Origin of the sequence: Sphingobium xenophagum (assembly GCF_002288285.1) — a bacterium.
Classification (GTDB): domain Bacteria; phylum Pseudomonadota; class Alphaproteobacteria; order Sphingomonadales; family Sphingomonadaceae; genus Sphingobium; species Sphingobium xenophagum.
Genome location: NZ_CP022745.1, coordinates 835,912 through 861,763, shown reverse-complemented (window position 1 = coordinate 861,763; position 25,852 = coordinate 835,912). Strand labels below are relative to the sequence as shown.

Sequence of the window (25,852 nt, the reverse complement as noted above, 5' to 3'; positions counted from 1 at the left end):
ATTTTCTGGGTCGGGAGTAATAAAGCCGTTCGCCCTGAGCGAAATCGAAGGGCCATGCCGAGCGGAGGCGAGGCACTTCGGCTTCGCTCAGTGGAGGGCTTCGACTTCGCTCAGGGCGAACGGAATCTAGGTTGCGCCGTTACACGTCCACAAGGCTGACGTCCATGCGGAAGGCGCGGCTCTCGCCCGGTGGCAACGCGATGATGCCCTGCTTTGCCCACACATCCCCTTCGAACCCGACCAGATCGGCCATCCCCGCCCAGGGTTCGACGCACAGATAATGGGCGCCCGGCTTCTGCCAGAGGCCCAGCCATGGCGTATCGGGAAAGTCGATCTTCAGGCGCGGCTGGCCCGGCACGCCCCAGAGCAAGGAGCGGCTGGCCAGATCGTCCCAGATCAGCGCATCCCCTTCGAACATGGCATGGCTGGGGACCAGCGTGTCGCCATCGACCGGGGACGCCACCGCTTCCCGCGCGATCAGGCCGGGTTCCGCGCCCACCTTGCGGATCGGCGCGGGTTCGGGCTTTTCAAAGATGATGCGGTGATCCTCCAGCGCGCCGCCATAGGGCAGGGGCCAGGCGAAGGCGGGGTGATAGCCGAAGGAAAAGGGCATGACAGCCTCCCCCCGGTTGGTCACGGTCGCGGTCATGCACAGGCGCGCGCCTTCGATCGCGAAACCCATGTCGAGCCGGAAGGCGAAGGGATAGACAAGCAGGCTCGCCGCATCCGCTTCCAGCCGGAAGGTCGCGGCGCTGTCGCTGCGCTCGACCAGCGCAAAAGTGCTGCGGCGGGCAAAGCCGTGCTGGGGCATGGCATAATCGCGCCCGTCCAGGCGATAGGCGTCGCCGCGCGACCGCCCGACAAAGGGGAAGAGTAAGGGGGCATGACCCGTCCACCAGCGCGGGTCGGCGTCGGTCATCAACTCGCGCCCCTGCGCATCGCGCAGCGACCAGAGTTCCGCGCCCTGGGCGGATATGGTGGCGCCAAGCTGGTCCGAAGCGATGCCGACCGGTGCGTCTGTCACGTCCTGCTGTCCTCCTGTTGAAGCGGGCCTGCCTTAACGCCGATGCCGTCGCCTGTCTCGCCCCGACGCGCGCTCGTTTCGCAAGGGAACCGAAAGATTGCGTCGCTGGTTTTGTCGGGCGGGAGACATGATCATGAAACTATACGCAATGGCCGCGCTATTATTCTGTTCGACATCGGCGCTGGCGCAGGAAGCGGAAAAGCCAAAGGATGAGACGTTCAAGAAGGCGGGCAATATCGCCAGCCAGCCGGTCCGCGACATTGGCCTGGACAAGGACGAAATTCCGCCGGTGCTGGTGAAGGCGGTAGAAAATCCCTATGCGCCCCCTCCATCGCGCAGCTGCAAGGGGCTGAAAGCGTCGCTGGGTGAACTGAACGCGGTGCTGGGCGAGGATTTCACCGTCGGCGCCAAGGCGAACGAGAATCGCGCGGGCAAGATTGCAGAGGCGGTCGGCAAGACGATCGTCAATTCGCTCATTCCGTTCCGTGGGCTGGTGCGGGAAATCAGCGGCGCCGCGCCGCAGGAACGGCGTTTGCAGGCGGCGATCACGGCGGGGATTGCCAGACGCGGCTATCTGCGCGGCATGGCGACGAGCAAGGGCTGCAAGATCACAAGCTGAGCATATTCCTCGCCATAACCCCGTGGGGGTATGCGGGCATCCCACCGGCTGCATAGAGACGATGGAAGGTGGTCTGACTGCCTGCCGATGGCTGGATCATTTGCGACCCATGGTCTGGTCATCGGCCCTTGGTTCGCAAGGGTCAGGCCGGTGCGGCAACCGGAATGGCTCTTTCGCGCATTTCGAGACAGACGTTCGTCAGTCACGTCCCGCCTTCGCTTCACGATGCTTTCATGCTAGGTCGCCGTCCATATAGTGGCGAGACCCATGATGAACGACCTGACCCAGACCCCTGAAATGCTGATCGCGATGATGGGCGCGCGCGCCCGTCGCGCGGCGCACATCCTCGCGCAGGCGAGCGACGAGCAAAAGGCCGATGCGCTGCGCCGCGCGGCACAGGCGTTGCGGGACCAGGCACCGGCGATCATCGCCGCCAATGCGCGCGACATGGACAATGCCGCCGCCAATGGCCTGTCGCCGGCGATGCTCGACCGTCTGAAGCTGGATGCGGGCCGGGTCGCCGCCACCGCCGACGGCGTGGAGCAGGTCGCGGGCCTGCCCAATCCGCTGGGCAGCGTGATCGACCAGAGCGTGCGCCCCAACGGGCTGGAACTCAGCCGCGTGCGCGTGCCGCTGGGCGTGATCGGCATCATCTATGAAAGCCGCCCCAATGTGACGGCGGATGCCGCGGCGCTCTGCCTGCGCGCGGGCAATGCCGTCATCCTGCGCGGCGGCAGCGAAGCCAGGGAAAGCAACCGCGCGATCCTGAGCGCGATGGCAGAGGGGATCGTGGCCGCTGGCCTGCCCGCCGACGTCGTGCAACTCATTCCCACGACCGACCGCGCCGTCGTGGGCGCGCTGCTGCGGGCCAGCGAATTTATCGACCTGATCGTGCCGCGCGGGGGCAAGAGCCTGGTCGCGCGGGTGCAGGAAGAAGCGCGGGTGCCGGTGCTGGCCCATCTGGACGGCATCAACCACAGCTATGTCGATGGCGCGGCCAACCCGGCGATGGCACGGCAGCTGGTGGTGAATGCCAAGATGCGCCGGACGGGCGTGTGCGGCGCGACCGAAACGGTGCTGATCGACCGCGCCTATGGCGACGCGCCTGCGCTGGTAAAGGCGCTGCTAGACGCCAGATGCGAAGTGCGCGGCGACGAAGCGGTGCAGGCGATGGACGCGCGCGTCATCGCCGCGAGCGAGCAGGATTGGGACACCGAATATCTCGAAGCGATCGTGTCGATCCGGCTGGTCGATGGCGTCGACGGCGCGATCGACCATATCGCCGCCCATGCCAGCCATCATACCGATGCGATCATCACCGAAGATGCCGAAACCGCGGCGCGCTTCCTGAACGCGGTCGACAGCGCGATCGTGATGTGGAACGCCTCCACCCAATTTGCCGATGGCGGCGAATTCGGGCTGGGCGCGGAAATCGGCATCTCCACCGGCCGCCTCCACGCGCGCGGCCCGGTCGCGCTGGAGGGGCTGACGACCTACAAATGGATCGTCCGCGGAACGGGACAGATTCGGCCGTAAAGGGTGGTTGGGGGACCGACCGCTTTCGGCGATTATCAGTGATTAGCGGACTTCGGTTCTGCGAGGCGCAATTGTGTTGCGCGGATCATAGGCTTACCTGTCGCTCCGTTGGGAATAACATCTCCCGATAGGAAAACTCTTTGGCTCACAAAACCGAGATTATCCGCAGGCGCTGAATGCACAATGCGGTCGTAGGCTTGATCTACCGCGTTGTTAGCCGCCGCAAAGCCCACGCCGGGGCAGCTATGACCCGACACAGATGCTCCACACTCGATACATTCACTGCCAGAATAGGCGGAAAGAATCGCCGTGCCTTCAACCTTGTCACCGACAGAAACGGACCAGCATTGCTCGGCAGCTATATAGACCGGCTTAGGGGCACAGGATGCAAGCACAACAGCGCTTATCAAAGTAGAGGCCGATGACCGCATTCGGGCATCTTCACAGAACGCCTTATTGTCTGCAAGTGGGCGTTCATTGCACTCCCTTTCGTCATGCCGGGCTTGACCCGGCATCCCGCTTTTCTTTGCGCAGATAGCCGGGGCCCAGATAGGCCTGTCCTGCCCCCGCCCAAGGGTCCGGGGCGACGGTGAGGCCTACCCCTTCACCACTGCATCGATCGCCTTTAGCTTCGCCAGCATCGGCGCGACCCAGTCCAGTGGGAGCATGACCGGCCCGTCGGACGGCGCATTGTCCGGGTCCTGATGCGCTTCGGCGAAGATCGCGGCGACGCCCGCCGCCACCGCGCTGCGCGCCAGCACCGGCGCGAACTCGCGCTGGCCGCCCGATGCCGAACCCAGGCCGCCGGGCTGCTGGACCGAATGGGTGGCGTCGAATATCACCGGATAGCCGGTCTCACCCATCACCGGCAGCGCGCGCATGTCGCTGACCAGCGTGTTGTAACCGAAACTCGCGCCGCGTTCGGTCAGCAGGATGCGGTCATTGCCGGTCGAGGCGACCTTTTGCGCCACCGCCGCCATGTCCCATGGGGCCATGAACTGGCCCTTCTTGACGTTGATCACTGCGCCGGTGCGTCCGGCGGCGAGCAGCAGGTCGGTCTGGCGGCACAGGAATGCGGGGATCTGGAGGATGTCGACCGCCTGCGCAGCGGCCTCGACCTGTCCCGCATCATGCACGTCGGTCAGCACCGGGCAGCCCAATGTCGCCTTCACCTCCGCCAGGATCGCCAGCCCCGCGTCGATGCCGACGCCGCGCTGGCCCGACACCGATGTCCGGTTCGCCTTGTCGAACGAGGATTTGAAGATGAACGGCACGCCCGCCTGCCCCGCGATCCGCGCCAGCGCATCGGCCATGAACAGCGCATGGTCGCGGCTTTCGATCTGACAGGGGCCGGAAATGAGAACGAAGGGCAGGTCGTTGCCGATGGTGATCGGGCCGACCTTCACATGGTGGGGAACAGTCATGCCGGTCACTTGGGCGCTTTGGCAAAGCGCCGCAAGAGCTGGCCGCGCCACAGCCCCTTGCCCGGATGATAATTCCAGCAGAACCAGCCGAAGCACAGGCAGGCGATCAGCGAAGGCAGCGCCATCGGATCGCCATTGGCCTTCATATGGCGGTAAAAGGCCATGTCCGCGCGCCACCGGTCCCGCTCGCTGCCGCCCCCGTTGATGCCATAGACATTGTCATGCTTCCTACAGCCGATGTTTCGGTTGTATTTACGGTGGTCTATGAAATAGCAGTAGTCGCGTTCGGGTGTGCTCATGACCCGATTAGGGCCGGGGCAGTGCAAAAATTCAAGCGTAAAGTCTTTTATCTTGGCGGTTTTGATCCGCGCGGCGTGCGTTTTTACCACCAGCTCTATCGCGACCAGGCCGGTCGGTATGACCGGCTGACGGGCGAGGGCGTGACCGTGGGCGGACGCCGCGCCGGGCCTGCGGGATCGGTCGTCTCGACAATCTGGTCGGTCGACAATGAACAGGCCGGGGTCGAGACCGACTATGAATTTCTCCGCTGGGAGGATCTGGTCGGCAAGGTGTGGATTCGCAACCCGCTCACGCTCGCCTTCCGCTCCATCGCCACCTATGTCGGCCATGGCCGTTTCATGCAGTTCAAACGGATGAAGGCGTTGCGCGCCGGTCCGGTGCTGACCATCTGTTATCCACCCTTTCTGGCGGTGATGATCCCGCTGCTGTTCGCGCTGCTCTCCGCTTTGCTGCTGTGGAGCGTGCTGCCATTCTGGGCGGCGGCGCTGGCGGGGATCGGCATCAGCGCGATGGCGTCGGGCAAATGGCTCAACAAGCTGGTCGTGCCATGGCTGCTGCGCTTTACCTATTATCACCACACGCTCGCCGCTGGCGGACCGGGCGACGCGCTGGACGCGCGGCTCGATGCCTTTGCCCGGCGCATAGCCGAGGAACTGGATGAACCGTGGGACGAGGTGCTGTTCCTCACCCATAGCGCGGGCACGATCCTGGGCATGTCGGTGATGCGGCGCCTGTTCGACCTGCGCGGCATGGCGCTGCCGGATCATTTCGCGATGGTGGGCATGGGGCAGGTGGTGCCGGTCGTGGCGCTACGGACGGACGCCCGCTGGTATCATGCTGATTTGCGCGCGCTGGCGGACAAGCATTTCCGCTATGTGGATCTCAGCTTCCCGCCCGACGGCGCGGCCTATTTCAACGTCAATCCGCTACTGCTGGAAAGCGACACGCATGCCGCGCGGGTCGACATGCTCTCGCCGCGCTTCCACCTGTTCTACGATCCTGAAAATTATCATGGCGGCTGGTCGAACAAATATGAGGCGCATTTCGACTATTTGCGAGTAGGCGATCGCCTGTCGCCGGTCGATTTCCTCAGCCTCACCGCGGGCCGCCGCACCCTGGACGATGCCATCGCCGCTTTCCGGACGATTCCATGACAGAACCGCTCTTCACCCCGCCTTTCCCCCAGCCCACGCGCAACAAGCGCACGATGCTGCGGCGCTTCTTCATCGGCTGGCACAGCTGGATTCATGTGCTGTTCGAAAAAAGCTATACGATGAAGATGGGCGAGGTGCGCGGGCGCGGGCAGCTCATGTATATCGCCAACGAACTGCCGCTGGTGGACCGTATCCTGAAGGGCGGGACCGAATTTCCCAAACATGCCGAACTGGTCAAGGGGCTGTCGCCGCTGATCGGCAACAGCGTCTTTTCCGCCAATGGCGTGGACTGGGAAAATCAGCGGGCGATGATCAATCCCGCCTTCGCCCATACCGCGATGAACAAGACGATGCCGCTGATGGTGGAGGCGGTCGCAGCGTTCCTGGCGCGGATCGACGGGATGGACCGCCGCAAGGCGATCAACATCGACGCGATGATGACCCATGTGGCCGCCGACATCATCTTTCGCACGCTCTTTTCCCAGACGCTGGATACCAGGCGCTCCTTCATCATCCATCAGGCGTTCGGACGGTTCCAGCGCTATTCCCATTCCGCGTCCATGCTGGGCCTATACGGCTTCCCAAACCGCTGGTTCGAACGCTGGTCGGAACGGCCCGCCAACGCCATTCGCGGCGTGTTCGCGCCGATCGTGGCGGAACGGTTCAACGCCTTCCATGCCGGACAGCCCGCGCCGCACAAGGACATCCTCCAGTCGCTGATCGAGGCGCGGCATCCGCAGACGGGCGCGCATTTCACCTTGAAGGAGGTGATGGATCAGGTTGCGACCATCTTCCTGGCGGGCCATGAAACCTCCGCCAGCACCATGACCTGGGCGCTCTACCTCCTGTCGGAATGCGCCCATGTTCAGGAACGCGCACGGACCGAAGTGATGGCGGTGGCGGGCGACGCGCCCCTGACCCCGGCGATGCTCAAGGACATGGGCGTGGTGCGCAACGTTTTCAGGGAAACGCTGCGCCTCTATCCCCCGCTCGCCTTCTTTCCGCGCGAAGTGCCCTGCCCGATGCAGATGCGCGACAAGAATCTCGTCCCAGGCGCGATGCTGGTCGTCGCCCCCTGGCTGACCCAGCGCAACAAGGATAACTGGGCCTGCCCGCACAGTTTCAATCCCGATCGGTTCGACGATCCGGCCAATGCCGACATGATCAAGCAGGCCTGGCTGCCCTTCAGCCGCGGCCCGCGCGTATGCGTGGGGGCCGGCTTTGCCCAGCAGGAAGTGATGACCGTCATCGCCGACGTGCTGCGCCATTATCGCCTGTCGGTGCGGCCCGGCTACAAGCCCGAACCGATCAGCCGCCTGACCGTGCGCCCGCGCAAGGGGATGATGCTGATGTTCGAGAAGATTGGCGTTTGACCCCACCCCCGTTGGTCGTCACGCCAACTCTTCCTCCGGCACGACATCGACCATCGCCTGGATGCTCTGCCCCCCGCCGCCCACGAACAGGCCGTCCATAGGCGCAACATCGGCATAGTCGCGGCCCATCGCGACGAAGATGTGGCCGTTGCCGGTGATGCAGCCATTGGTGGGATCAAAGCCGATCCAGCCGCGCGTCGGCCCGCACCACAGCATGACCCAGGCATGCATCGCGTCCGCGCCGATCAGCCGCGGGCGGCCGGGCGGCGGATCGGTGCGCAGATAGCCGCTGACATAGGCGGCGGGCAGCCCGGCCAGTCGCAGCGCGACCACCATGACATGGGCGAAATCCTGGCACACGCCATGGCGCGCGGCAAAGGCGTCGGCGACCGGCGTGCTGGCGTCGGTCGCGCCGGGATCATAGGCGAACTCGGCGCGAATACGCAGCGCCAGCGCCAGCGCGGCGGCGACCACTGGCCGGTCCGGGTCCAGCCCGTCGCCGACCCACGCGCCAACCTGCGGCAGCAGCGGCGCGCGGGTGGAGGCGTAGAGATAGAGGGCCGGGGCCGATGCGCTCATGTCGCGATCGGCCAGCGCGGCGTTCGCCACCGCGCCGATGGTGGGGTCATCGGGCTGGGGTTCGGGCGGGGCGCTGTCAGCCACGCCGACACGAAAACGGCTCTCGATCGTCAATTGCCGGATCGGGCTTTCGATCACCAGCCGGGCGACATGAACCGGCCAGGCGCCGGGCCGCGATTCGATGGTGGAGGGGGCGGGATCGACCGTCAGCGCATAGTCGGACGTCCATTGCCCGGCCCAGGGCGCGGGGCGCAGGCGCAGGTTGAACCGGGCCAGCCGCATCGGCGCGGCATAGCGCAATATGGTCTGGTGGCGGACATGGTAGATCATGACAGCAGGTCCGCTCCATCGGCCTTTTCCGCCTTGCGCACTTGCAGGAAATAGCGCTGGCCGATGGCGTCGGACAGGGCCAGCAGGCGGCTTTCGACGTCGTCTATGTCACCGATGGTCAGCATGTCGCCGGTCAGCGGGCTGAGCCGGGCGACCAGTGCATCGGCCAGGCGTCTGGGTTCCTCCGGCATGCCGTCCGCGCGCAGCGTCGGCAGGGCGGCGACATGGTCGGCCAGACGCTGCGCCTGATAGACGATGGCGCGCGGATTATACGGCTCCAGCGCGACAAGATCGCGCACCGGCGGCAGCGCCGGGCCGGTCAGATAGCGGGTACGATAGCTGATCTGGCTATCATTAAGGTCCAGCAGGACGGTCAGGTCGTCCGCGCTCGCGCCTTCGCCGCCGAACAGGCCAAGCAGGCGGCAGCCATTGATCGCCCGCTCCATCCGTCGGCCCATATCGTGAAAGCGCCAGCCATCGCTCCGGCCCATATTTTCCGCCGCCAGCCCCGACAGCGCCGAAATCCGCTCGATCATGCGCGACGATGCGTCGAGCAGCGTTTCGGTCACCGCGCCGTCAAATGTCGGCAGCGGCAGGCGAACGAGCCGCCAGAAGTCGCTTGCCAGCCGGTCGCGCAGCCCTTCGCCGATATTGCCGACGCTCGCCATCAGCGCCCGGACGCTACCCGATTGGCGCGCGTCGCCCAGCGCGGTCGCACAGATCGGGCCGATGGGGCCGCCGCCATCACGGGCGATCGCGCCCCACAGCACCAGTTGCCCGACCAGCCGGTTCATCGTCGGCGATGCAACCGACGGGCCAAGGTCGGCCTCTATCGATCCGCCGACGATGGCGCGGATCAGCCGCAGCGTCATTTCCGTCCGCTCGATATAGCGGCCCAGCCAATAGAGATTGTCCGCCGCCTTGGCCGGCAACATCCCGCCGATCCGCCGGATCGCGGGCGCGCCGCCGCCCAACAGGGTGTCGGGCGGCACGGCTACGCTATCGACCACGCACATGTCGGCGGACATGTCGCCCTTGCCCATCAGCGCGGCGCGGATGTCGCCATGGCCCGCCAGCCGCGCAAAGGCGCCGGGCATCACCCGCCACTGGCCCTGCGCGTCGCGCGCCACGAACACGCGCAGGGTGAAGGGCAGGGGGGTGAGGCGCCCGTCGACCACCGCCGGGGTGGTGGACAGCTTCACCAGTTCCTGCCCCACATAATCCATCGGCCGCCGCGCCATCGCTTCGGCCAGCATGGCGCGTTGCTTAACGTCCAGCGCCGATCCGGGGGTGAAGCGCGCATCGGGCAGGCCCGCCACATCCTGATCGAAGGCCGATCCGACGACCAGTTGATCCAGCCGGTCGCGCACATAGGCGCGCTCCCCGCTCTGCCCGCACCACCAGGTCGCGATATTGGGCAGGATCAGGTCCGCGCCCAGCAGCGCCTTGCTCAGTTGCGGCAGGAAGGCAGCAAAGGCGCGCGATTCGATCACGCCCGCGCCCGGCCAGTTGCTCAGCACCAATCCGCCGCGCGCGCAGGCGTCGAACAGGTCGGGCACGCCGATGCGCGACTTGCTGTCGAAGGCCAGCGGGTCCATGAAGCGGCTGTCCATCCAGCGCCACAAACCATCGATGCGCTTCAACCCCTGAATGGTGCGGACGAACAACTGCCCGTCCGTGACGATCAGATCGTCGCCCTCGACCAATAACAGGCCCAGATACCGGGCCAGATGCGCCTGTTCGGCATAGCTCTGGTTGAAACGACCGGGCGTCAGCAGACCGATGCGCGGGTCCGATCGTTCGCAATCGGCGGCCAGTCCCCGGCGCAGATCGTCGAAAAAGGGGGCCAGCCGCCGCGTGTTCATCGCACCCAGCAGGTCGCCGGTCGCGCGCGACCAGGCCAGGCGGTTTTCCAGCGCATAGCCAACGCCCACCGGCGTCCGTACCCGGTCGGCCAGCACGCGCCATTCGCCCGCCGGGCCGCGCCCGATGTCGGCGGCATAGAAATGCAGATGATGGCCGCGCGGGGGCGGGGTGCTGTTCATCACCCGCCAATAATGCGGGCTGCCGGTGATCACGCTGGCGGGCAGCTTGCCGTCGCGGACCAGCGACTGGCTCCCATAAATATCGCCGATCACCTGTTCCAGCAATTCGGCGCGCTGGGCCAGGCCCCGCTCGATATGCGCCCACTCGGCCGCATCGATCAGCATCGGGATCGGCCCCAATGGCCAGGATCGTTCCTGTTCGTCCCCGGTCAGGCGGAACGCCATGCCCAGGTCGATCGCCTGCCGCGCGACATTGTCCGCCAGCATGGCCGGGTCGCCCTGCGCCTGCGCCGACAGCCGGTCCAGCATCGTGCGCCAGCGTGTCTGCATGGCGGGCGATGCACCGGCGTACAGGTCGCCCGCCGGTGCATTGGCCAGATAGGCGTCGGCCCAGTTTGCATATATGGCGGTTTCCACCCGGTCGCCCTTACGCGCCCGGATGCCTGAAACGCAGGTCCAGCGTCATCGGAAATTCACCGGCCGGTTCGGCGGCGGGCATATCGACCGGGCCGGGGGTGTGGCCATGGTCCTGAAAACGCGCCTTGCGCCGCGCTTCGGCTTCATAACCGTTGATCGGCAGCGTGTCGTAATTGCGCCCGCCTGGATGCGCGACATGATAGACGCAGCCGCCCAGCGACCGGCCGCTCCAACTGTCCAGCACGTCGAAGGTCAGCGGCGCGTTGACGGGCAGGTTGGGGTGCATGCAATTGGCAGGTGCCCATGCCTTGTAGCGGACACCGCCAACCCCTTCGCCCGGCACCGACGTCGCCGTCATCGGCACCTGCCGGCCGTTGCACGCAACGATATGTCGCCCGGCCACCAGACCCGTGGCGCGGACCTGCAACCGCTCGGTCGAACTGTCGACATAGCGCACCGTGCCGCCGATCGCCCCGGTTTCGCCCAGCACGTTCCACGGTTCGAGCGCATGGCTGATTTCCAGCCCGACGCCGCCCGCGTCGACACTGCCGTGGATGGGGAAGCGGAACTGCCGCTGCGCCTCGAACCAGTTGGGATCGAAATCATAGCCCGCGCCGCGCAGGTCGGACAGGATTTCAAGGAAATCGGCCCAGACGAAATGGGGTAGCATGAAGCGATCGTGCAGCGTCGTCCCCCAGCGCACCAGATTGCCCTGCTGCGGCTGCCGCCAGAACCACGCCGCCAGCGCCCGGATCAGCAATTGCTGCGCCAGGCTCATCCGCGCTTCGGGCGGCATTTCAAAACCGCGAAACTCCAGCAGCCCCAATCGCCCGGTCGGACCATCGGGCGAGAACATCTTGTCGATGCAGATTTCGGTGCGGTGGGTGTTGCCCGTCACATCGACCAGCAGGTTGCGGAACAGCCGATCGACCAGCCAAGGGGCCGGGGGCGCGCCTTCCCCGGCAAAGGGGTTTGGCACCTGCGCCAGCGCGATCTCCAGTTCATACAGGCCATCATGCCGCGCCTCGTCGATGCGCGGCGCCTGGCTCGTCGGCCCGATGCACAGGCCCGAAAACAGGTAGGAAAGCGAAGGGTGCCGCTGCCAGTAGAGGACGAAGCTCTTGAGCAGGTCGGGCCGCCGGATGAACGGCGAATCGTTGAGCGTCGGCCCGCCCAGCACGATATGATTGCCCCCGCCGGTGCCGACCGACCGGCCATCGACCATGAACTTGTCGGCGGTCAGGTCGCATTCGCGGGCATAGGCGTATAGCTGTTCGGTGATCGCGACCGTTTCGTCCCAACTGGATGCGGGATGGACATTCACCTCGATCACGCCGGGGTCGGGCGTGGCTTTCAGCACCGCGATGCGCGGATCGGGCGGGGGCGAATAGCCCTCGATCCGCACCGGAATCCGCAGGGCCTCGGCTGCCGCCTCGACCTCTGCGATCAGCTCCAGATAATCTTCCAGCGCCTGCACCGGCGGCAGGAATACCGACAGATAATGGCCGCGCGGCTCCACCGTCACGGCGGTGCGGACCGCCCCTTCGATAATGACCTGTTCCACCCGGTCCTGCGCAGCGGCGCCGCCCTCTGGCCCCGCGACCCGCTGCGATTGCTGCGCGCGCACGTCCTCGACATCGGCCTGCTGCATCACCTGCGCCCGGAAATCGGGCAGGGGCTCGCGCGGCTCGCTAGTGTCGCGCGGGTGGATATAGGGATAGTCCGACGGCGGCACATAAGGCAGGGAGCCGAGCGGCAGGCGATACCCCAGCGCCGAATCCCCCGGCACCGCGAACAGCTTGCCGCGCCGCAATTGCCAGATTTCGCTTTGCCAGCGAGGCGTGCTCGCCTGCGACTGCCAGCGTTGCACCGGCAGGACATAGCCGATCGGCTGGTCCAGCCCACGCTCGAACGTCTTGACCATCCGCGCGCGCGCTTCGGGATCGCTGATCTTGGGGTCGTCGGTGGTGGCGTTGATCGGCAGTTCCGATTCCTTGATCGACCAGACCGCCGGATCTTCAAAGACTGCATGGGTATAGTCGTCGGAAAAGCCCATATGGGCCGCCATATGGCTCAGGAAAGCGCGGGCGTCGTCGGGCGTCACGGAGCGCGCGCCTGCCGGTGCATCATCGGGCGCGATCAGGCTTTCATCGTGCCAGATCGGCGTGCCGTCCGTCCGCCAATAGACGGCATAGGCCCAACGCGGCAGGCTTTCGCCCGGATACCATTTGCCCTGTCCATGATGCAGCAGGCCGCCCGGCGCGAACTGGCCGCGCAGCTTGCGGATCAGCCGGTCGGCATAGGCCGCCTTGGTCGGGCCGACCGCATCGCCATTCCATTCGCCCGCATCGCCGCCATCCACCGCCACGAAGGTCGGCTCGCCACCGATCGTCAGCCGCATGTCCTGCGCCTGCAAATCCGCGTCGACCTTTGCCCCCAGCGCCATCACCGCGTCCCATCGCTTGTCGGTGAAGGGCTTGGTGATCCGCACCGCCTCGGCAATGCGGCTGACGGTCATCGCGAAATCGAAATTGACCTCGGCGGGTTCGGCCATGCCGCTGATCGGCGCGGCGGACTTGTAATGCGGCGTCGCGCAGAGCGGGATATGCCCTTCGCCCGCGAACATGCCGCTGGTCGCGTCCAGCGCCACCCAGCCAGCGCCCGGCACATAGGCCTCCGCCCAGGCGTGCAGGTCGACGACATCCTGGCTGACCCCCTTTGGCCCCTCGATCGGCTCGACGTCCGCGACCAGCTGGATCGAATAGCCCGACACGAAGCGCGCGGCAAAGCCCAGCCGACGCAGCAATTGCACCAGCAGCCAGGCGGAATCGCGGCATGACCCGGTGCCGATCTCCAGCGTCTCCTCCGGCGTCTGGACGCCCGCTTCCATGCGGATGACATAGCCAACCTGCTGTTGCAGGCGGCGGTTCACCTCGACCAGGAAATCGACGGTGCGGCTTTCATGCCCGGCATATTGGTCCACCATCTTTTCGAACAGCGGCCCTTGCGGCTCGACATCGAAATAGGCGGCCAGATCGGTTTTCAGCTGCTCGTCATAGGCGAACGGATAATTTTCCGCGTACGGTTCCACGAAGAAATCGAACGGGTTGATGATGTCGAGATCGGCCAGCAGGTCGACCTCTATCGTGAAATGATCCACTGGCTCTGGAAAGACGATGCGCGCCAGCCAGTTGCCGTGCGGGTCCTGCTGCCAGTTCAGGAAATGCCCCGCCGGTTCGATTTTCAGCGCATAATTGGGCACTTTGGTCCGGCTGTGCGGCGCGGGGCGCAGGCGGATGACCTGAGGACCAAGCCGGATCGGGCGGCTGTAGCGATAGGCAGTGCGGTGGTGGAGCGCGGCTTTGAGCATGGCGGGATCAAACGCTACCCCCTGTTGCAATGCAATATGCAAATGGTTCGGGGGGCAAAGAATCTGCGCGGCTCCGGCCCGCCCCGGCGATGCAGCGACAAGTCACTGGACCCCGCCCGCCAAACCCACTACCCTTGCCGCCATCCCCGGGGGACCGTCCGCAGACGGTTGAGAGGCGGCTTTGTGGCCGCGACCCGCTGAACCTGATCCGGCTAACACCGGCGTAGGGAGGGTTAAGCGCGCACTCACACCGCCCGCATTCTCTCTCTTTCGCTGCAAGGAGAGTGACTTATGGCAGACGTCCCCGCCCGTACAGAGATGCCCGAAGCCGAAGGCTTCATCCGCCGGCAGGCGGCAATGAACGTCACCACTGGCGCTATCCGTGGATCGAAGAAAATCCATGTCGGCCCGCTCAACGTCGCGATGCGCGAAATCACGCTGGAACCGGGCAGCGGCGAGCCGCCGGTGCGAGTCTATGACACGTCCGGTCCTTACACTGATCCCAATGCGCAGATCGACATCATGGCGGGCCTGCCCCAATTGCGCCGCGACTGGATCATGGCGCGCGGCGATGTGGAGGATTATGATCCGCGCGCGGTAAAGCCCGAAGATAACGGCCTCAAAGGCCCGGATCGCTCCGGCGGCGTCGCCCAATTCCCCGGCCACCACCGCCGCCCGCTGCGCGCGCGGTCCGGCATGAACGTCAGCCAGATGCATTATGCCCGACGCGGCATCATCACGCCGGAAATGGAATATGTCGCGGAACGCGAAAATCTGGGCCGTGCGCGCCTCGCCGAATATATTCGCGACGGGCAGGATTGGGGCGCGGCCATCCCCGATTATGTGACGCCCGAATTCGTCCGTGACGAAGTCGCGCGCGGCCGGGCGATCATCCCCAGCAACATCAACCACCCCGAATCCGAACCGATGGCGATCGGCCGCAATTTCCTGGTCAAGATCAACGCCAATATCGGCAACTCAGCCGTCGCCAGCGACGTCGCCTCCGAAGTCGACAAGCTGGTCTGGTCGATCCGCTGGGGCGCGGACACGGTGATGGACCTGTCCACGGGCCGCAACATCCATGACACGCGCGAATGGATCATCCGCAACTCGCCCGTGCCGATCGGCACCGTCCCCATCTATCAGGCGCTCGAAAAGGTCGGCGGCGTGGCCGAGGAACTGACCTGGGATATCTTCCGCGACACGCTGATCGAGCAGGCCGAACAGGGCGTCGATTATTTCACCATCCATGCGGGCGTCCGCCTCGCCTATATCCCGATGACGGCGAAGCGCGTCACCGGCATCGTCTCGCGCGGCGGCTCGATCATGGCGAAATGGTGCCTCAGCCATCACAAGGAAAGCTTCCTCTACGAGCATTTCGACGAGATCACCGAAATCTGCAAAGCCTATGACATTGCCTACAGCCTGGGCGACGGCCTGCGCCCCGGATCGATCGCGGACGCCAATGACGAAGCGCAGTTTTCCGAGCTCTACACGCTGGGCGAACTCACCAAACGCGCCTGGGCGCAGGATGTGCAGGTGATGATCGAGGGGCCGGGCCATGTCCCCATGCACAAGATCAAGCAGAATATGGACAAGCAACTCGAAGCCTGCGGCGAAGCCCCCTTCTACACGCTGGGGCCGCTCACCACCGACATCGCGCCGGGATACGACCATATCACCAGCGGCATCGGCGCGGCCATGATCGGCTGGTACGGCACGGCGATGCTCTGCTATGTCACGCCCAAGGAGCATCTGGGCCTGCCCGACCGCGACGATGTGAAGGTCGGCGTCGTCACCTACAAGCTGGCCGCCCACGCCGCCGACCTTGCCAAGGGCCATCCCGCCGCCAAGGTCCGCGACGACGCCCTGAGCCGCGCCCGCTTCGAATTCCGCTGGCGCGACCAGTTCAACTTGAGCCTCGACCCCGACACCGCCGAACAATATCACGACCAGACGCTCCCCGCCGAAGGCGCGAAGTCAGCCCATTTCTGCTCGATGTGCGGCCCCAAATTCTGCTCGATGAAAATCACGCAAGAGGTCCGCGATTTCGCCGCCAGGCAAAATCAGGACGCCGACACCTTCATCGCCGCCAATCCTCCCCGGCACGGGGAGGGTGGAGGGGGCGCACCGCTGGACGCCGCCACCGCCGAACAGGGTATGGCGGAAATGAGCCGGGTGTTCAGGGAAACCGGCAGCGAGCTATATATGGGCGCTGGGGACAGGGAACGGGATTGAGGGGTCGGATGATCCGGTATTGGTTGAACAGATTTTTGGGACGATCGGTCCGGCAACCGTTGGCTGTAGCTAATTACTCTCCGTTGCCGCCGCATCCAGCCAATGTGCCGGGCACATTCTATGTTGAGGATGGTTGCTGCATATCCTGTGGCGTTTGGGAAGATGTGGCCCCCGATGGAGAAACGCCACATTGCTATGTTTCCCATCAACCAGAAACCGAGGATGAGTTTGGTCGGATGATGGACGCAATGCACGTTGGTGAAGTGGATTGTATCAGAGCGCGGAATTGCCGCCCCGATTGGGCGGAGCATTTAAGAAGGGCAGGACTGGGCGATCAGATCGATTCCGATTAAATTGGCAATCGCGACATATTGCGTTATAACCCCCGTATGAACGCGCCCCTCAAAATCACGAAGATCGGTAACAGCGCCGGGGTCATCCTGCCCAAGGAGTTGCTGGCCCATCTGCACGCCAGTGCCGGAGACAGCCTCTCGGTCGTCCTTACCCCGCGCGGGATCGAACTGTCTGCCGCCGAACCGGATTTTGATGCGCAGATGGCGGCGGCGCGCGATGTCATGGCGCGGCGCAAGCGGGCGCTGCGTGAACTCGCCAAATAATGGCGGACCGGGACTGGGTCTGGGTGACGCCCGCCGTGGCGGAGGCGGCCCATGCCGAACAGATTGCCGAACATGGCGGCGGGGGCGACGGGCTGCGGGATCGCGGCCTGTTTGAAAGCGCCATGGCGCGCCCGCACAATCAGATGCTCTATGGCGATCCTGACGCGGCGGCGCTGGCGGCGGCCTATGCCTATGGTCTCGCGCGCAATCATGCCTTTATCGACGGCAACAAGCGGATCGCGGCAGTGGTCAGCGAAACCTTCCTGCTGCTCAACGGCTATCGACTGACCGCGACCGACGCCGAACTGGTCGTTGCCTTCCTTGAACTCGCCGCCGGCAATCTCACCGAAACCGACCTGGCCGACTGGTTCCGCCAGCATATCGCCGCCGCCTGAAGCCCGCACCTGTCCTACGGCGCCGGTTGCTGCTAACCTGCGCCCCGGCTCCTTCCCACCGTCTGCTTTTCCTGCCCCGACAGCGCACCCTCGCGTTGCTCGTCCGCCGACTTTGGGCAAAATTTCCATGCGCGACATGGGCGAAGTTTGCGAACTTCCGCGCCGATTACATCTTGCGACAATTCCCGCTGGCCATTGCCAATATTTTGCGACAACTGCCCGCTAGAGGAGAGGCAAGAGATATTGTCCGGGGGTAAATGCGTGCGCCGATCCACTTCGTTCGTCCTGTTTTCGCTGATGCTGGGGGCCGCGCCCGGCGCGCTGAGGGCGCAAGTCGCGCCGCAGGCCGATCCGCAAATGGACGATGGCGAGGAAATTGTCGTCACCGGCCAGCCACAGCGCGGCGCGGTGCCGGGCAAGATCGAGCCTGAGCAACAGCTTAGCGGCGCGGATGTGCGGGCGCTGGGCGTGACCTCCATTTCCGAACTGCTCACCGAATTGTCGCCCCAGACCAACGGTTCGCCCGTCATCCTGCTCAACGGCAAGCGGATTTCCAGCTTTTCGGAAATTTCCGACCTGCCCTCCGAAGCGGTCGCGCGGGTCGACATATTGCCCGAACAGGTCGCGCTCTCATACGGCTATGCCGCGACGCAAAAGGTCGTCAACATCGTTCTGCGTCAGCGTTTCCGCGCCGAAACCGTCGATCTGCGCGGCGGCACCACCACCGATGGCGGGCGCGACAATGGCCAGGCGGAGGGCGGCTTCCTGCGCATCCAGGGCGATAATCGCTTCACCCTGAACGTCAAATATCGCCGCGCCGCGCAATTGCTGGAAAGCGAGCGCGACATCGTCAACACCGGCGCGTCCCGCCTCACCGCCACCACGCGCGGCGCGGAAATCGACCCGGCGCTCTCCGCACTGGCAGGTGCGATCGTGACCCAGACCAGTGTTCCCGCCAGCGCTGCGACGGCCCTGCCGACGCTGGCCAGCTTCGTGCCGGGCGCAACGACAAGCGACGCGGTCGACCTCACCCCCTATCGCACGCTCAGCCCCGCGACCGAAAATTTCAGCGCCAATGCGACCCTGGCCCGCGCCCTGGGCGGCGTGTCGGCGACGATCAACGGGCGGCTGGAACTGTCCGACAGCGATTCGCTGCAAGGCCTGTCGCGGGCCGCGCTGACCCTGCCTGCGGCCAGCCCTTTCTCCCCCTTTGCCAATGACGTCGCGCTTTCCCGTTATCTGGTTCAACCCGGCGCATTGGGGCAGCAGGTGCGCGGCACGACGGCGCATGTCGGCGTCACGCTGAACGGGCGGCTGGCGGGTAGCTGGCAATGGTCCTTCACCGGCAATGGCGACCTGTCGATCACCCGTACCCGCACCGACAGGGGCGTGGCGACCGGCGCGATCCAGGCTGCGCTCGATGCCGGCGACGCCAGCGTCAGTCCCTATGGCAGCTTTGCGCCCGACCTTCTCGCCACCCGCCTGACCGACCGGGCCCGCGCCAGGTCGCAGGCGGTGCAGGGCGATCTGCTGATCAGCGGCGCACTGTTCGACCTGCCAGCCGGGCAGGCGATGACGTCCGTACGTATCGGTGCATCGGCCAACGGCTTTGAAAGCCGCTCCACCCGTGCCGGAATAGAAAGCCGGTCCGACTATAACCGTGAAATCGGCAGCGGGCAGGTCAGCATCGACCTGCCGCTCACCAGCCGGTCTCGGCATGTGCTGGGCGGCATCGGCGACATTGGCGTGAACCTCAACCTCGCCGCGCAGCAGCTTTCCGACTTCGGCACCCTCTCGACGATCGGCTATGGCCTGCGCTGGCAGCCGGTCAAGGCGGTGCAGTTTTTGATGTCCGCCAATCAGGATCGCGCCGCGCCGACCGGCACGCAGATCACCGACCCGCTGGTCGCCACCCCCAATGTCACCGTGTTCGACTATGCGACCGGACAGAGCGTGTTCGTCACCCAATTGTCGGGCGGCAATGCGAACCTGCGCGAAAGCGTGCGAGACCAGTTCCGCCTCAGCGCCAATATCAAGCCGCTCGCCAAGCCCAATCTGACGCTGACCGCCACCTATCTCAACAGCCGCACCAGCAACCCGATCGCAGCCTTCCCTTCGCCCACCCCGGCGATCGAGGCGGCCTTCTCCCAGCGCTTCCTGCGTGACGCGGACGGCAATCTGCTTCAGATCGACACCCGCCCGACCAACTTCCTGGCGGCGCAAAGCGAGCAACTGCGTTGGGGTTTCGATCTGTCGATCCCGATCAAGTCGCATATCCAGAAGGTCGTCGAAGCCTGGCGCGCGGCAGGCGCCAAGCCGGAAGACCGTCCGCCCGAATTGCAGGGCCTGTTTGGCAATCGCCAACCCCGGCCGGAAGGCGCCCGCCCACCCGGCGAAGGCGGCGACCGGCCGCGCGGCGAGGGTGGCACGGGTGCTGGCGGTGGACGTTCCGGCGGTCGCGGTTCTGGTGGCTTTGGCGGTTCGCGTGGCCCCGGCGGCGGTAGCGGGCGGCTGAGCTTCAGCCTCTATCACACCTGGCATCTGACCGAGAGCATCACGATCGCGCCCGGCGTGCCGCAACTCAACCTGCTGGATGGCGACGCGACCGGATCGTCAGGCGGCCAGCCGCGTCATGAACTGGAAGGGCGGATCGGCTATATGAATAACGGCATCGGCGCGCGGCTGGGCCTGGACTGGGAAAGCGGCACCCATGTCGATGGCGCGCTTGGCGGCAGTTCGCGGCTCGATTTTGGCAGTCTGGCGACGGTCAATCTGCGTCTGTTCGCCAATCTGGGCCAGATGCCGCAACTGGTGAAGTCCGTGCCGTTCCTGCGCGGCGCGCGATTGTCGATCGGTATCGACAATATCTTCAACCAGCGTCGCGAGGTCACCGACGCGAGCGGAATGACGCCGCTGCGTTACCAGCAGGATTATCTCGACCCGCTGGGCCGCGCAGTTACGATCAGCTTCCGCAAGCTCTTCTTCCCCAATTTTGCCGCCAATAATGGGCCACGTAGTTAAATGGGTGTTAGCCACGTCTAAAGCCTGTTCCGCCCCGGTCGTTATGATGCTCATAAACGGTTCGGGGAGACGGCAGATGAAGCCTATCAGAATTGTGGTGGTCGACGATTCGCTCACCATCCGCGCGATGATCGAAACGCTGCTCGAACGCGACCGCCGGGTTGAGGTGGTCGGCATCGCGCGCGACGGGGTGGAAGCGATAGAGATGATCCGGGCCGAAAAGCCCGATGTGGTGACGCTGGACATCGCCATGCCAGGCAAGGACGGCATGACGATATTGGACGAGATCATGGACATGGAACCATGCCCGGTGATCATGCTGTCCAGCCTGATGCGGGACGGCGCGCCGATCGTCGCCGAAGCGATGGACCGGGGCGCTGCGGCCTGCTTCAACAAGGCGATGATCGTGCGGGAAGCCACCCGCTTCGTGACCCTGATCAAGAGCGTGGCGCGCGGCCTGATCGAGGCGGAAGCGGAACCGGTCGCGATCGCCGCCTGACCAGATCTGGACAAGGAAAAGGGGGGCAGAAGCATATCGCTTCCGTCCCCCTTTTCCTGTGCCCATCAGTCTGGGCTCGATGAATTGGAACTGGCCAACGCCATTGCCTGCGCCGTCCCGCTGGCGGGTTTTATGGTCGTGTGATTGTTGGACAGGATATAGGCGCTCAGCGTCGCAATGCCCAAAAACAGCGCCGCGCCAATAACCGCCAGGCCGTTATGCCCGCTGCGGCTGGTCCGCTCCTGTCCATCGCGATCATCCCTATAATGCATCGGCAGTCTCCATTGAGTTGGTGTGCCGATGATAATCTCCGCTCAGATGTGCAGTTCCAGCCTGATTTCGTGATATTTTATTGCTGAGACCGACAGTTGCGACGCCGTCAGGATGCCAATGCCTTGGGCGCGTTGCGCAGCGCTCCAATGTCCACCGCTCCGGCAAACTCTACGCCCATGCGGTCGTCCTTCGACCAGCGGGCGGTGGCGTTGACGAACTGGCCTTCGCTCAGTTCGATCGCGAACAATGTGCCCAGCGGCACGTTCCACAACCCTTCGATCAGGGCGCCGGTTGACGATATGTTGCGGACCCGTCCGGTATAGACATGGCCGTCATGATGCACGGCTATCGTGCGCAACATGGTCTTGCGCGCGGGACGACTGGACTGGAAGCCGTCCGCCGACGCCGCCGAACCATTGACCCGCTGACTTGCCAGAACGTCGGCGGCGGGCATCGGGCGACCATAGATATAGCCCTGGATATGGCTGCACCCCAATTGCCGGATCAACGCCAGTTCATCCTGCGTCTCCGCGCCTTCGGCCGTCGTATCCATGCCCAGCGCTTCGGCCAGGCTGACGATCGCCTTGATGATCGCGCTGTTGCGGCTGCCCTTGGTCGCGGCTCCGCGCACGAAGCTCTGGTCGATCTTGATCTTGTCGAAGGGCGCTTTTTTGAGATAGCCGAGCGAGGAGTAGCCGGTGCCAAAATCATCGAGTGCCAGCCGCACGCCCAGTGCCTTGAGCCGCGCAAACATGGCGTCAGTGCCGTCATCGTCGTTCAGGAATACGCTTTCGGTAATCTCCAGCTCCAGCCGTTCCGGCGCCAATTGCGCGCTGGCCAGGGCATTCATGACGGTCGACGGAAAACCGGGATTGGCAAATTGTGTCGGCGACACATTCACCGCAACGCGGATGTCATCGAGCCACTGGACGGCGTCGCGGCAGGCGGTGCGCAGCACCCATTCGCCGATTTGCGCGATCAGGCCGGTATCCTCGGCGATCGGGATGAACAAGGCGGGGGAAATCGGCCCCCGCACCGGATGTTCCCAGCGCAGCAACGCTTCATAGCCGGCAATCTGCTCCGTCTTGGACGACACCACCGGCTGGTAGACCAGATGCAGCCCGTCGGCGGCCAGCGCGTGGCGCAGATCCTCCTCCAGCTGGCGGCGATCTTCGGCATCGGCATGCATGTCCGACGAATAGAAGCGGTGGACGCCGCGGCCATTGCCCTTGGCCGCATAGAGTGCCAGGTCGGCGTTGCGGATCAGCGCGTCGGCTGTCACCCCGTCCTGCGGACAAGATGAAATGCCGATCGACACGCCGATGACGACCGCCGTTCCCTCGATCGAATAGGGTTGCGACACGGTGGCGATGATGTTCTGCGCCAGTTGCGCCAGTTGCGCCTGATCCTGGCGACCCGGCAGCAATATCTTGAATTCATCACCGCCCTGACGCCCGACCAGGCCCCGGTCGCCTACGACCCGCTGCAATCGCTGGCTCACCTGCCGCAGCAGTGCGTCACCTGCCGGATGGCCCAGCGTATCGTTGACGCTCTTGAACCGGTCCAGGTCCAGCATCATCAGCGTGCAATCGCCCGCTTTGCCATGCCGGTCGGCCACAGCCTGCTCCAACGAACGCAGCATCTGAATGCGGTTGGCGAGGCCGGTCAGTGAATCGAACTGGGCCAGCCGCGTGACTTCCGCCTGGCTGCGACGCATTTCGGTCAGGTCGGTGCCTGATCCGCGAAAACCGTGGAACTGGCCATATTCATTGAATACCGGCTGGCCGGAAATCGACCACCAGCGTTCCTCCTTCGCCATGGCAGCGCGGACGGAAATGTCGGAAAAGCCAGTGCGTGCCGACAGGTGAAAACCCAGCGTGCGCTCCCCATCGCCCTGCTGCTTGTCGCCGGGGCGGATCATTTCAGTGATCGGCCGGCCGATCAGCCCACCCTTGGGCGCGTCCAATGTGCGAACGAGTGTATCGGAAATATAGGTCAGGCAACCCTGCCGGTCGGTTTCCCAGAACCAGCCGCGCCCGGTGCGCTCATGCTCCTGCAAAAGCCGGTCAGATCGCTGCGCACGCAAATCCTGCCGCTGGCGTTCGATGGCCCGCTCGCGGTCCGCCGTCGCCTGTCGCAGCGTGGCGACTGCCATGATGATAACGCAACTGACCAGCAGGCCGATCTGCGCCGGGCCCGCCTTTGCCGCCACCGACACAAGCAGCGCACCCAGAAAATAGCTGATCCCCAACAAACGGCGGTCGCCCACGATGCATACCGCCAGCAGCGCGACTGCCAGTTCCGGCACAGCGGCCAGGAACAGCGAGTCCGACACCGTTTTCGGATCATGCTTTAACCACAGGCTGAAGCTGAGGCCGGACAGGAACAGCATTGGCAGCATCAGCCAATTCTGGATGTGGGGCATCCGCTCCTGAAACACCGGCCAGCGCGGCACCAGCATCAACGCGCCGTCCACCAGCAGCATCACGACCAGGACGCCGAACTGCTGCGCATCATCGGGACGGAAGAGCGGGATGCCCAGCAGGCTTATCACGCACAGCTTGGACAGCAGGATCAGCGGCCATAGCCGAGCGATCTGGACGAATGCGCCTGAAATCCAGGACGCGGCCACCTCGGTCCCGCTCTCTGCCAGCCCCAGCGCGACCATGAGGGACATGGAGCGGGAGGGAGTATCGGACAGGGACGCGCGCAATCGAGACATGCGCGTTGTTTAACGTCCGTTCCTTTACATAGAATTACTTCAAATAAGGGGACTTTTGCATGTTTAACGACACTAAACGCGCTCGTTAGACATGGCTTTGGTCACACCCGCATCGGCATCAATACATAGAGCGCAGGGCTGCGGTCATTCTCGCGGATCAGCGTAGGCGCGGCGGCATCGGCCAGATGCAATTCGACCGTCTCGCTGTCGATCTGTCCCAATATGTCGAGCAGGTAGCGCGCGTTGAAGCCGATGTCGAAACCCTCGCCCTGAAACACGCCGGACACTTCTTCGGCGGCGGTGCCATTTTCGGGGCTGGTGACCGACAGGGTGATCTTGTCGCGGTCCAGGCTCATCTTGACCGCGCGGGTCTTTTCGGTCGCGATGGTCGCAACGCGATCAACCCCTTCCTCGAAGCTGCGCGGGTCGATCTTGAGCAGCTTGTCGTTGGCGGTCGGGATGACGCGGCTATAGTCGGGGAAGGTGCCGTCGATCAGCTTGCTGGTCAGGATCGCGCTGCCCAGGCCAAAGCGGATCTTGCTGGCGGACAGCGAAATCTGCACCGACCCTTCGACCTCGTCGAGCAATTTGCGCAGTTCGCCGATGCATTTGCGCGGGACGATGATGCCGGGCATCCCGTCCGCGCCATCGGGACGAGGCACGGTGACGCGGGCGAGGCGATGGCCATCGGTCGCCGCGGCTTTCAGCACTGGCTGGCCATCATCGGACACATGGAAATAGATGCCGTTCAGATAATAGCGCGTCTCTTCGGTCGAGATCGCAAAGCGCGTCTTGTCGATGATCTGCTTCAATGTTTCGGCGGGCAGTTCGAAGCTGGTCGGCAGGTCGCCCTCGGCGATCACCGGGAAATCGTCGCGGGGCAGGGTGGACAGGTTGAAGCGCGCGCGCCCGGCCTGAATCAGCATCTTGCCATCGGCCGCCGCCAGCGACACCTGGCTACCTTCGGGCAGCTTGCGCGCAATGTCGAACAAAGTGTGGGCGGATATGGTGGTCGCGCCAGCCTGCTCCACCTGCGCCGAAATACTTTCGACCACCTGCAGGTCCAGATCGGTCGCCATCAGCTTGATAGCGCCGTCCGCCGACGCTTCGATCAGCACGTTGGACAGGATCGGAATCGTGTTGCGCCGCTCGACCACCGACTGGACGTGGCTCAGGCTCTTCAACAGCGTCGCGCGTTCGATGGTGGCCTTCATGTCCCTGTTCTGTCCGTTTCTTTTTCTGCAAGTGCCCGGATGCAGTCGAATCCGGGTGACTATGATGGATGGTTCTTCATAACCGCTGTTGCGGCATGGGCAAGCACTCGCTCGCGCTTTCGCGCAGCAGCACCCTTGCAAAACGGGACAGGGTGCGCTCTGCCTTGGCAGATGAGCCGCATCGCCGCCTGTCTGATGATCTTGCTGCTGGTCGCATCGCCTGCGTTCGCGCGTGATTCGCTGGGCATGTTCGAAACCTGGGGGGCGTTCCGGGATCCCGCCACGCCGCGCTGTTACGCGATTGCCCGCCCCGTCAAGCGCGCCGGGCGGGTCAGTCCGGGCTTCGCGGCGGTCGGCACCTGGCCACGGCAGAAGGTGCGCGGCCAGGTCCATTTCCGCCTGAGCCGCAACCGTGCGGACAAGGCGCCAGTGACGCTCACCGTCGGCGAACGCCGCTTCACCCTGGTCGCGGGGCGCAGCGACGCCTGGGCCGCCGACGCCCGCGGCGACGCCACGATCATCGCCGCCATGCGATCCGCCAGCAGCATGAGCATCCAGACCAGAGACGCGCAGGGCCGCGCCTTTGCCGACGCCTACGCCCTGCGCGGCGCGGCGACCGCGATCGACGCGGCCGCGCTGGGGTGCGCGCGGCTGCGGTAAAGCGGCAACGCTTTAATCGTCGCCGAAAATCGACTATGGGCG

General features: G+C 64.8%; 19 protein-coding genes and 1 riboswitch. Of the genes, 10 read left to right on the top strand and 9 right to left on the bottom strand.

Going from position 1 to position 25,852, the window contains the following annotated elements; genetic code table 11:
* Window positions 1-139: 139 nt before the first annotated feature.
* Entirely contained in the window at window positions 140-1,024 is an 885-nt protein-coding gene (locus CJD35_RS04245) for an aldose 1-epimerase family protein (RefSeq protein WP_017181160.1), read from the bottom strand.
* Window positions 1,025-1,157: 133 nt separating this feature from the next.
* On the opposite strand from CJD35_RS04245, the gene CJD35_RS04240 reads away from it, so the two are divergent.
* Together CJD35_RS04240 and CJD35_RS04235 are read left to right on the top strand one after the other, a co-directional pair.
* A complete protein-coding gene (locus CJD35_RS04240; RefSeq protein WP_026002066.1) occupies window positions 1,158-1,643 on the top strand; it encodes a hypothetical protein in 486 nt (161 codons plus the stop codon).
* 270 nt (window positions 1,644-1,913) lie between these two features.
* A complete protein-coding gene (locus CJD35_RS04235) occupies window positions 1,914-3,179 on the top strand; it encodes a glutamate-5-semialdehyde dehydrogenase (protein WP_026002065.1) in 1,266 nt (421 codons plus the stop codon).
* A gap of 596 nt (window positions 3,180-3,775) precedes the next feature.
* Here the strand turns inward: CJD35_RS04235 and kdsA are convergent.
* Together kdsA and CJD35_RS04225 are read right to left on the bottom strand one after the other, a co-directional pair.
* Entirely contained in the window at window positions 3,776-4,603 is an 828-nt protein-coding gene (gene kdsA, locus CJD35_RS04230; protein ID WP_026002064.1) for a 3-deoxy-8-phosphooctulonate synthase, read from the bottom strand.
* Between the two features lie 5 nt (window positions 4,604-4,608).
* On the bottom strand, window positions 4,609-4,902 hold the full coding sequence (locus CJD35_RS04225) for a hypothetical protein (protein ID WP_017181156.1): 294 nt from the start codon (window positions 4,900-4,902) through the stop codon (window positions 4,609-4,611).
* A gap of 21 nt (window positions 4,903-4,923) precedes the next feature.
* Between CJD35_RS04225 and CJD35_RS04220 the strand changes: the two genes are divergently transcribed.
* Both CJD35_RS04220 and CJD35_RS04215 read left to right on the top strand, forming a co-directional pair.
* Window positions 4,924-6,057, top strand: a complete 1,134-nt coding sequence (locus CJD35_RS04220) for a hypothetical protein (RefSeq protein ID WP_017181155.1) — start codon at window positions 4,924-4,926, stop codon at window positions 6,055-6,057.
* Window positions 6,054-7,430 (top strand): cytochrome P450, encoded by a 1,377-nt coding sequence (locus CJD35_RS04215; protein WP_017181154.1) that lies wholly within the window; start codon window positions 6,054-6,056, stop codon window positions 7,428-7,430. The genes CJD35_RS04220 and CJD35_RS04215 overlap by 4 nt, the downstream gene beginning before the upstream one ends.
* Before the next feature lie 18 nt (window positions 7,431-7,448).
* Here CJD35_RS04215 and CJD35_RS04210 read toward each other — a convergent pair whose 3' ends face one another.
* Genes CJD35_RS04210 through CJD35_RS04200 form a run of 3 tightly spaced genes read right to left on the bottom strand, consistent with a single transcriptional unit; the run spans window position 7,449 to window position 14,171 of the window.
* Window positions 7,449-8,339, bottom strand: coding sequence for a transglutaminase family protein (locus CJD35_RS04210; protein WP_017181153.1), 891 nt, complete (start codon window positions 8,337-8,339; stop codon window positions 7,449-7,451).
* A complete protein-coding gene (locus CJD35_RS04205; protein ID WP_017181152.1) occupies window positions 8,336-10,801 on the bottom strand; it encodes a circularly permuted type 2 ATP-grasp protein in 2,466 nt (821 codons plus the stop codon). Before CJD35_RS04205 ends, CJD35_RS04210 begins: the two co-directional genes overlap by 4 nt.
* Window positions 10,802-10,811: 10 nt before the next feature.
* Window positions 10,812-14,171: a transglutaminase family protein gene (locus CJD35_RS04200; RefSeq protein ID WP_017181151.1), complete on the bottom strand. Its 3,360-nt coding sequence runs from the start codon at window positions 14,169-14,171 to the stop codon at window positions 10,812-10,814.
* A gap of 137 nt (window positions 14,172-14,308) precedes the next feature.
* Window positions 14,309-14,418: riboswitch (TPP riboswitch) on the top strand.
* 44 nt (window positions 14,419-14,462) lie between these two features.
* On the opposite strand from CJD35_RS04200, the gene thiC reads away from it, so the two are divergent.
* The 5 genes from thiC to CJD35_RS04175 all read left to right on the top strand — a co-directional run bounded on the left by thiC (window position 14,463) and on the right by CJD35_RS04175 (window position 20,941).
* Window positions 14,463-16,409, top strand: coding sequence for a phosphomethylpyrimidine synthase ThiC (gene thiC, locus CJD35_RS04195; RefSeq protein ID WP_026002063.1), 1,947 nt, complete (start codon window positions 14,463-14,465; stop codon window positions 16,407-16,409).
* 389 nt (window positions 16,410-16,798) lie between these two features.
* On the top strand, window positions 16,799-17,026 hold the full coding sequence (locus CJD35_RS04190) for an AbrB/MazE/SpoVT family DNA-binding domain-containing protein (protein WP_017181149.1): 228 nt from the start codon (window positions 16,799-16,801) through the stop codon (window positions 17,024-17,026).
* Window positions 17,026-17,421, top strand: coding sequence for a type II toxin-antitoxin system death-on-curing family toxin (locus CJD35_RS04185; protein ID WP_017181148.1), 396 nt, complete (start codon window positions 17,026-17,028; stop codon window positions 17,419-17,421). Before CJD35_RS04190 ends, CJD35_RS04185 begins: the two co-directional genes overlap by 1 nt.
* A gap of 261 nt (window positions 17,422-17,682) precedes the next feature.
* A complete protein-coding gene (locus CJD35_RS04180) occupies window positions 17,683-20,442 on the top strand; it encodes a hypothetical protein (protein ID WP_017181147.1) in 2,760 nt (919 codons plus the stop codon).
* 76 nt (window positions 20,443-20,518) lie between these two features.
* Window positions 20,519-20,941 carry a response regulator gene (locus CJD35_RS04175; protein ID WP_026002061.1) on the top strand — a complete coding sequence of 141 codons (423 nt, stop codon included), beginning with the start codon at window positions 20,519-20,521 and terminating at the stop codon, window positions 20,939-20,941.
* A 65-nt stretch (window positions 20,942-21,006) separates the two neighbouring features.
* Here CJD35_RS04175 and CJD35_RS04170 read toward each other — a convergent pair whose 3' ends face one another.
* From CJD35_RS04170 to dnaN, 3 genes are all read right to left on the bottom strand, one after another.
* A complete protein-coding gene (locus CJD35_RS04170; protein ID WP_017181145.1) occupies window positions 21,007-21,213 on the bottom strand; it encodes a hypothetical protein in 207 nt (68 codons plus the stop codon).
* 107 nt (window positions 21,214-21,320) lie between these two features.
* Window positions 21,321-23,936, bottom strand: coding sequence for an EAL domain-containing protein (locus tag CJD35_RS04165; RefSeq protein ID WP_026002060.1), 2,616 nt, complete (start codon window positions 23,934-23,936; stop codon window positions 21,321-21,323).
* A 101-nt stretch (window positions 23,937-24,037) separates the two neighbouring features.
* Entirely contained in the window at window positions 24,038-25,150 is a 1,113-nt protein-coding gene (gene dnaN / locus CJD35_RS04160) for a DNA polymerase III subunit beta (RefSeq protein ID WP_017181143.1), read from the bottom strand.
* Window positions 25,151-25,321: 171 nt separating this feature from the next.
* Here dnaN and CJD35_RS04155 point away from each other — a divergent pair, with 171 nt between their 5' ends.
* Entirely contained in the window at window positions 25,322-25,810 is a 489-nt protein-coding gene (locus CJD35_RS04155) for a hypothetical protein (protein WP_017181142.1), read from the top strand.
* The last annotated feature ends 42 nt before the right edge of the window (window positions 25,811-25,852 follow it).

Excerpts from the sequence above, each read along its gene's own strand:
- CJD35_RS04240 (WP_026002066.1), top strand. The coding sequence starts at position 1,158 with ATGAAACTATACGCAATGGCCGCGCTATTATTCTGTTCGACATCGGCG.
- CJD35_RS04235 (WP_026002065.1), top strand. The coding sequence starts at position 1,914 with ATGAACGACCTGACCCAGACCCCTGAAATGCTGATCGCGATGATGGGC.
- kdsA (WP_026002064.1), bottom strand. The coding sequence starts at position 4,603 with ATGACTGTTCCCCACCATGTGAAGGTCGGCCCGATCACCATCGGCAAC.
- CJD35_RS04225 (WP_017181156.1), bottom strand. The coding sequence starts at position 4,902 with ATGAGCACACCCGAACGCGACTACTGCTATTTCATAGACCACCGTAAA.
- CJD35_RS04215 (WP_017181154.1), top strand. The coding sequence starts at position 6,054 with ATGACAGAACCGCTCTTCACCCCGCCTTTCCCCCAGCCCACGCGCAAC.
- CJD35_RS04210 (WP_017181153.1), bottom strand. The coding sequence starts at position 8,339 with ATGATCTACCATGTCCGCCACCAGACCATATTGCGCTATGCCGCGCCG.
- CJD35_RS04200 (WP_017181151.1), bottom strand. The coding sequence starts at position 14,171 with ATGCTCAAAGCCGCGCTCCACCACCGCACTGCCTATCGCTACAGCCGC.
- thiC (WP_026002063.1), top strand. The coding sequence starts at position 14,463 with ATGGCAGACGTCCCCGCCCGTACAGAGATGCCCGAAGCCGAAGGCTTC.
- CJD35_RS04190 (WP_017181149.1), top strand. The coding sequence starts at position 16,799 with ATGAACGCGCCCCTCAAAATCACGAAGATCGGTAACAGCGCCGGGGTC.
- CJD35_RS04185 (WP_017181148.1), top strand. The coding sequence starts at position 17,026 with ATGGCGGACCGGGACTGGGTCTGGGTGACGCCCGCCGTGGCGGAGGCG.
- CJD35_RS04175 (WP_026002061.1), top strand. The coding sequence starts at position 20,519 with ATGAAGCCTATCAGAATTGTGGTGGTCGACGATTCGCTCACCATCCGC.
- CJD35_RS04170 (WP_017181145.1), bottom strand. The coding sequence starts at position 21,213 with ATGCATTATAGGGATGATCGCGATGGACAGGAGCGGACCAGCCGCAGC.
- CJD35_RS04165 (WP_026002060.1), bottom strand. The coding sequence starts at position 23,936 with ATGTCTCGATTGCGCGCGTCCCTGTCCGATACTCCCTCCCGCTCCATG.
- dnaN (WP_017181143.1), bottom strand. The coding sequence starts at position 25,150 with ATGAAGGCCACCATCGAACGCGCGACGCTGTTGAAGAGCCTGAGCCAC.
- CJD35_RS04155 (WP_017181142.1), top strand. The coding sequence starts at position 25,322 with ATGAGCCGCATCGCCGCCTGTCTGATGATCTTGCTGCTGGTCGCATCG.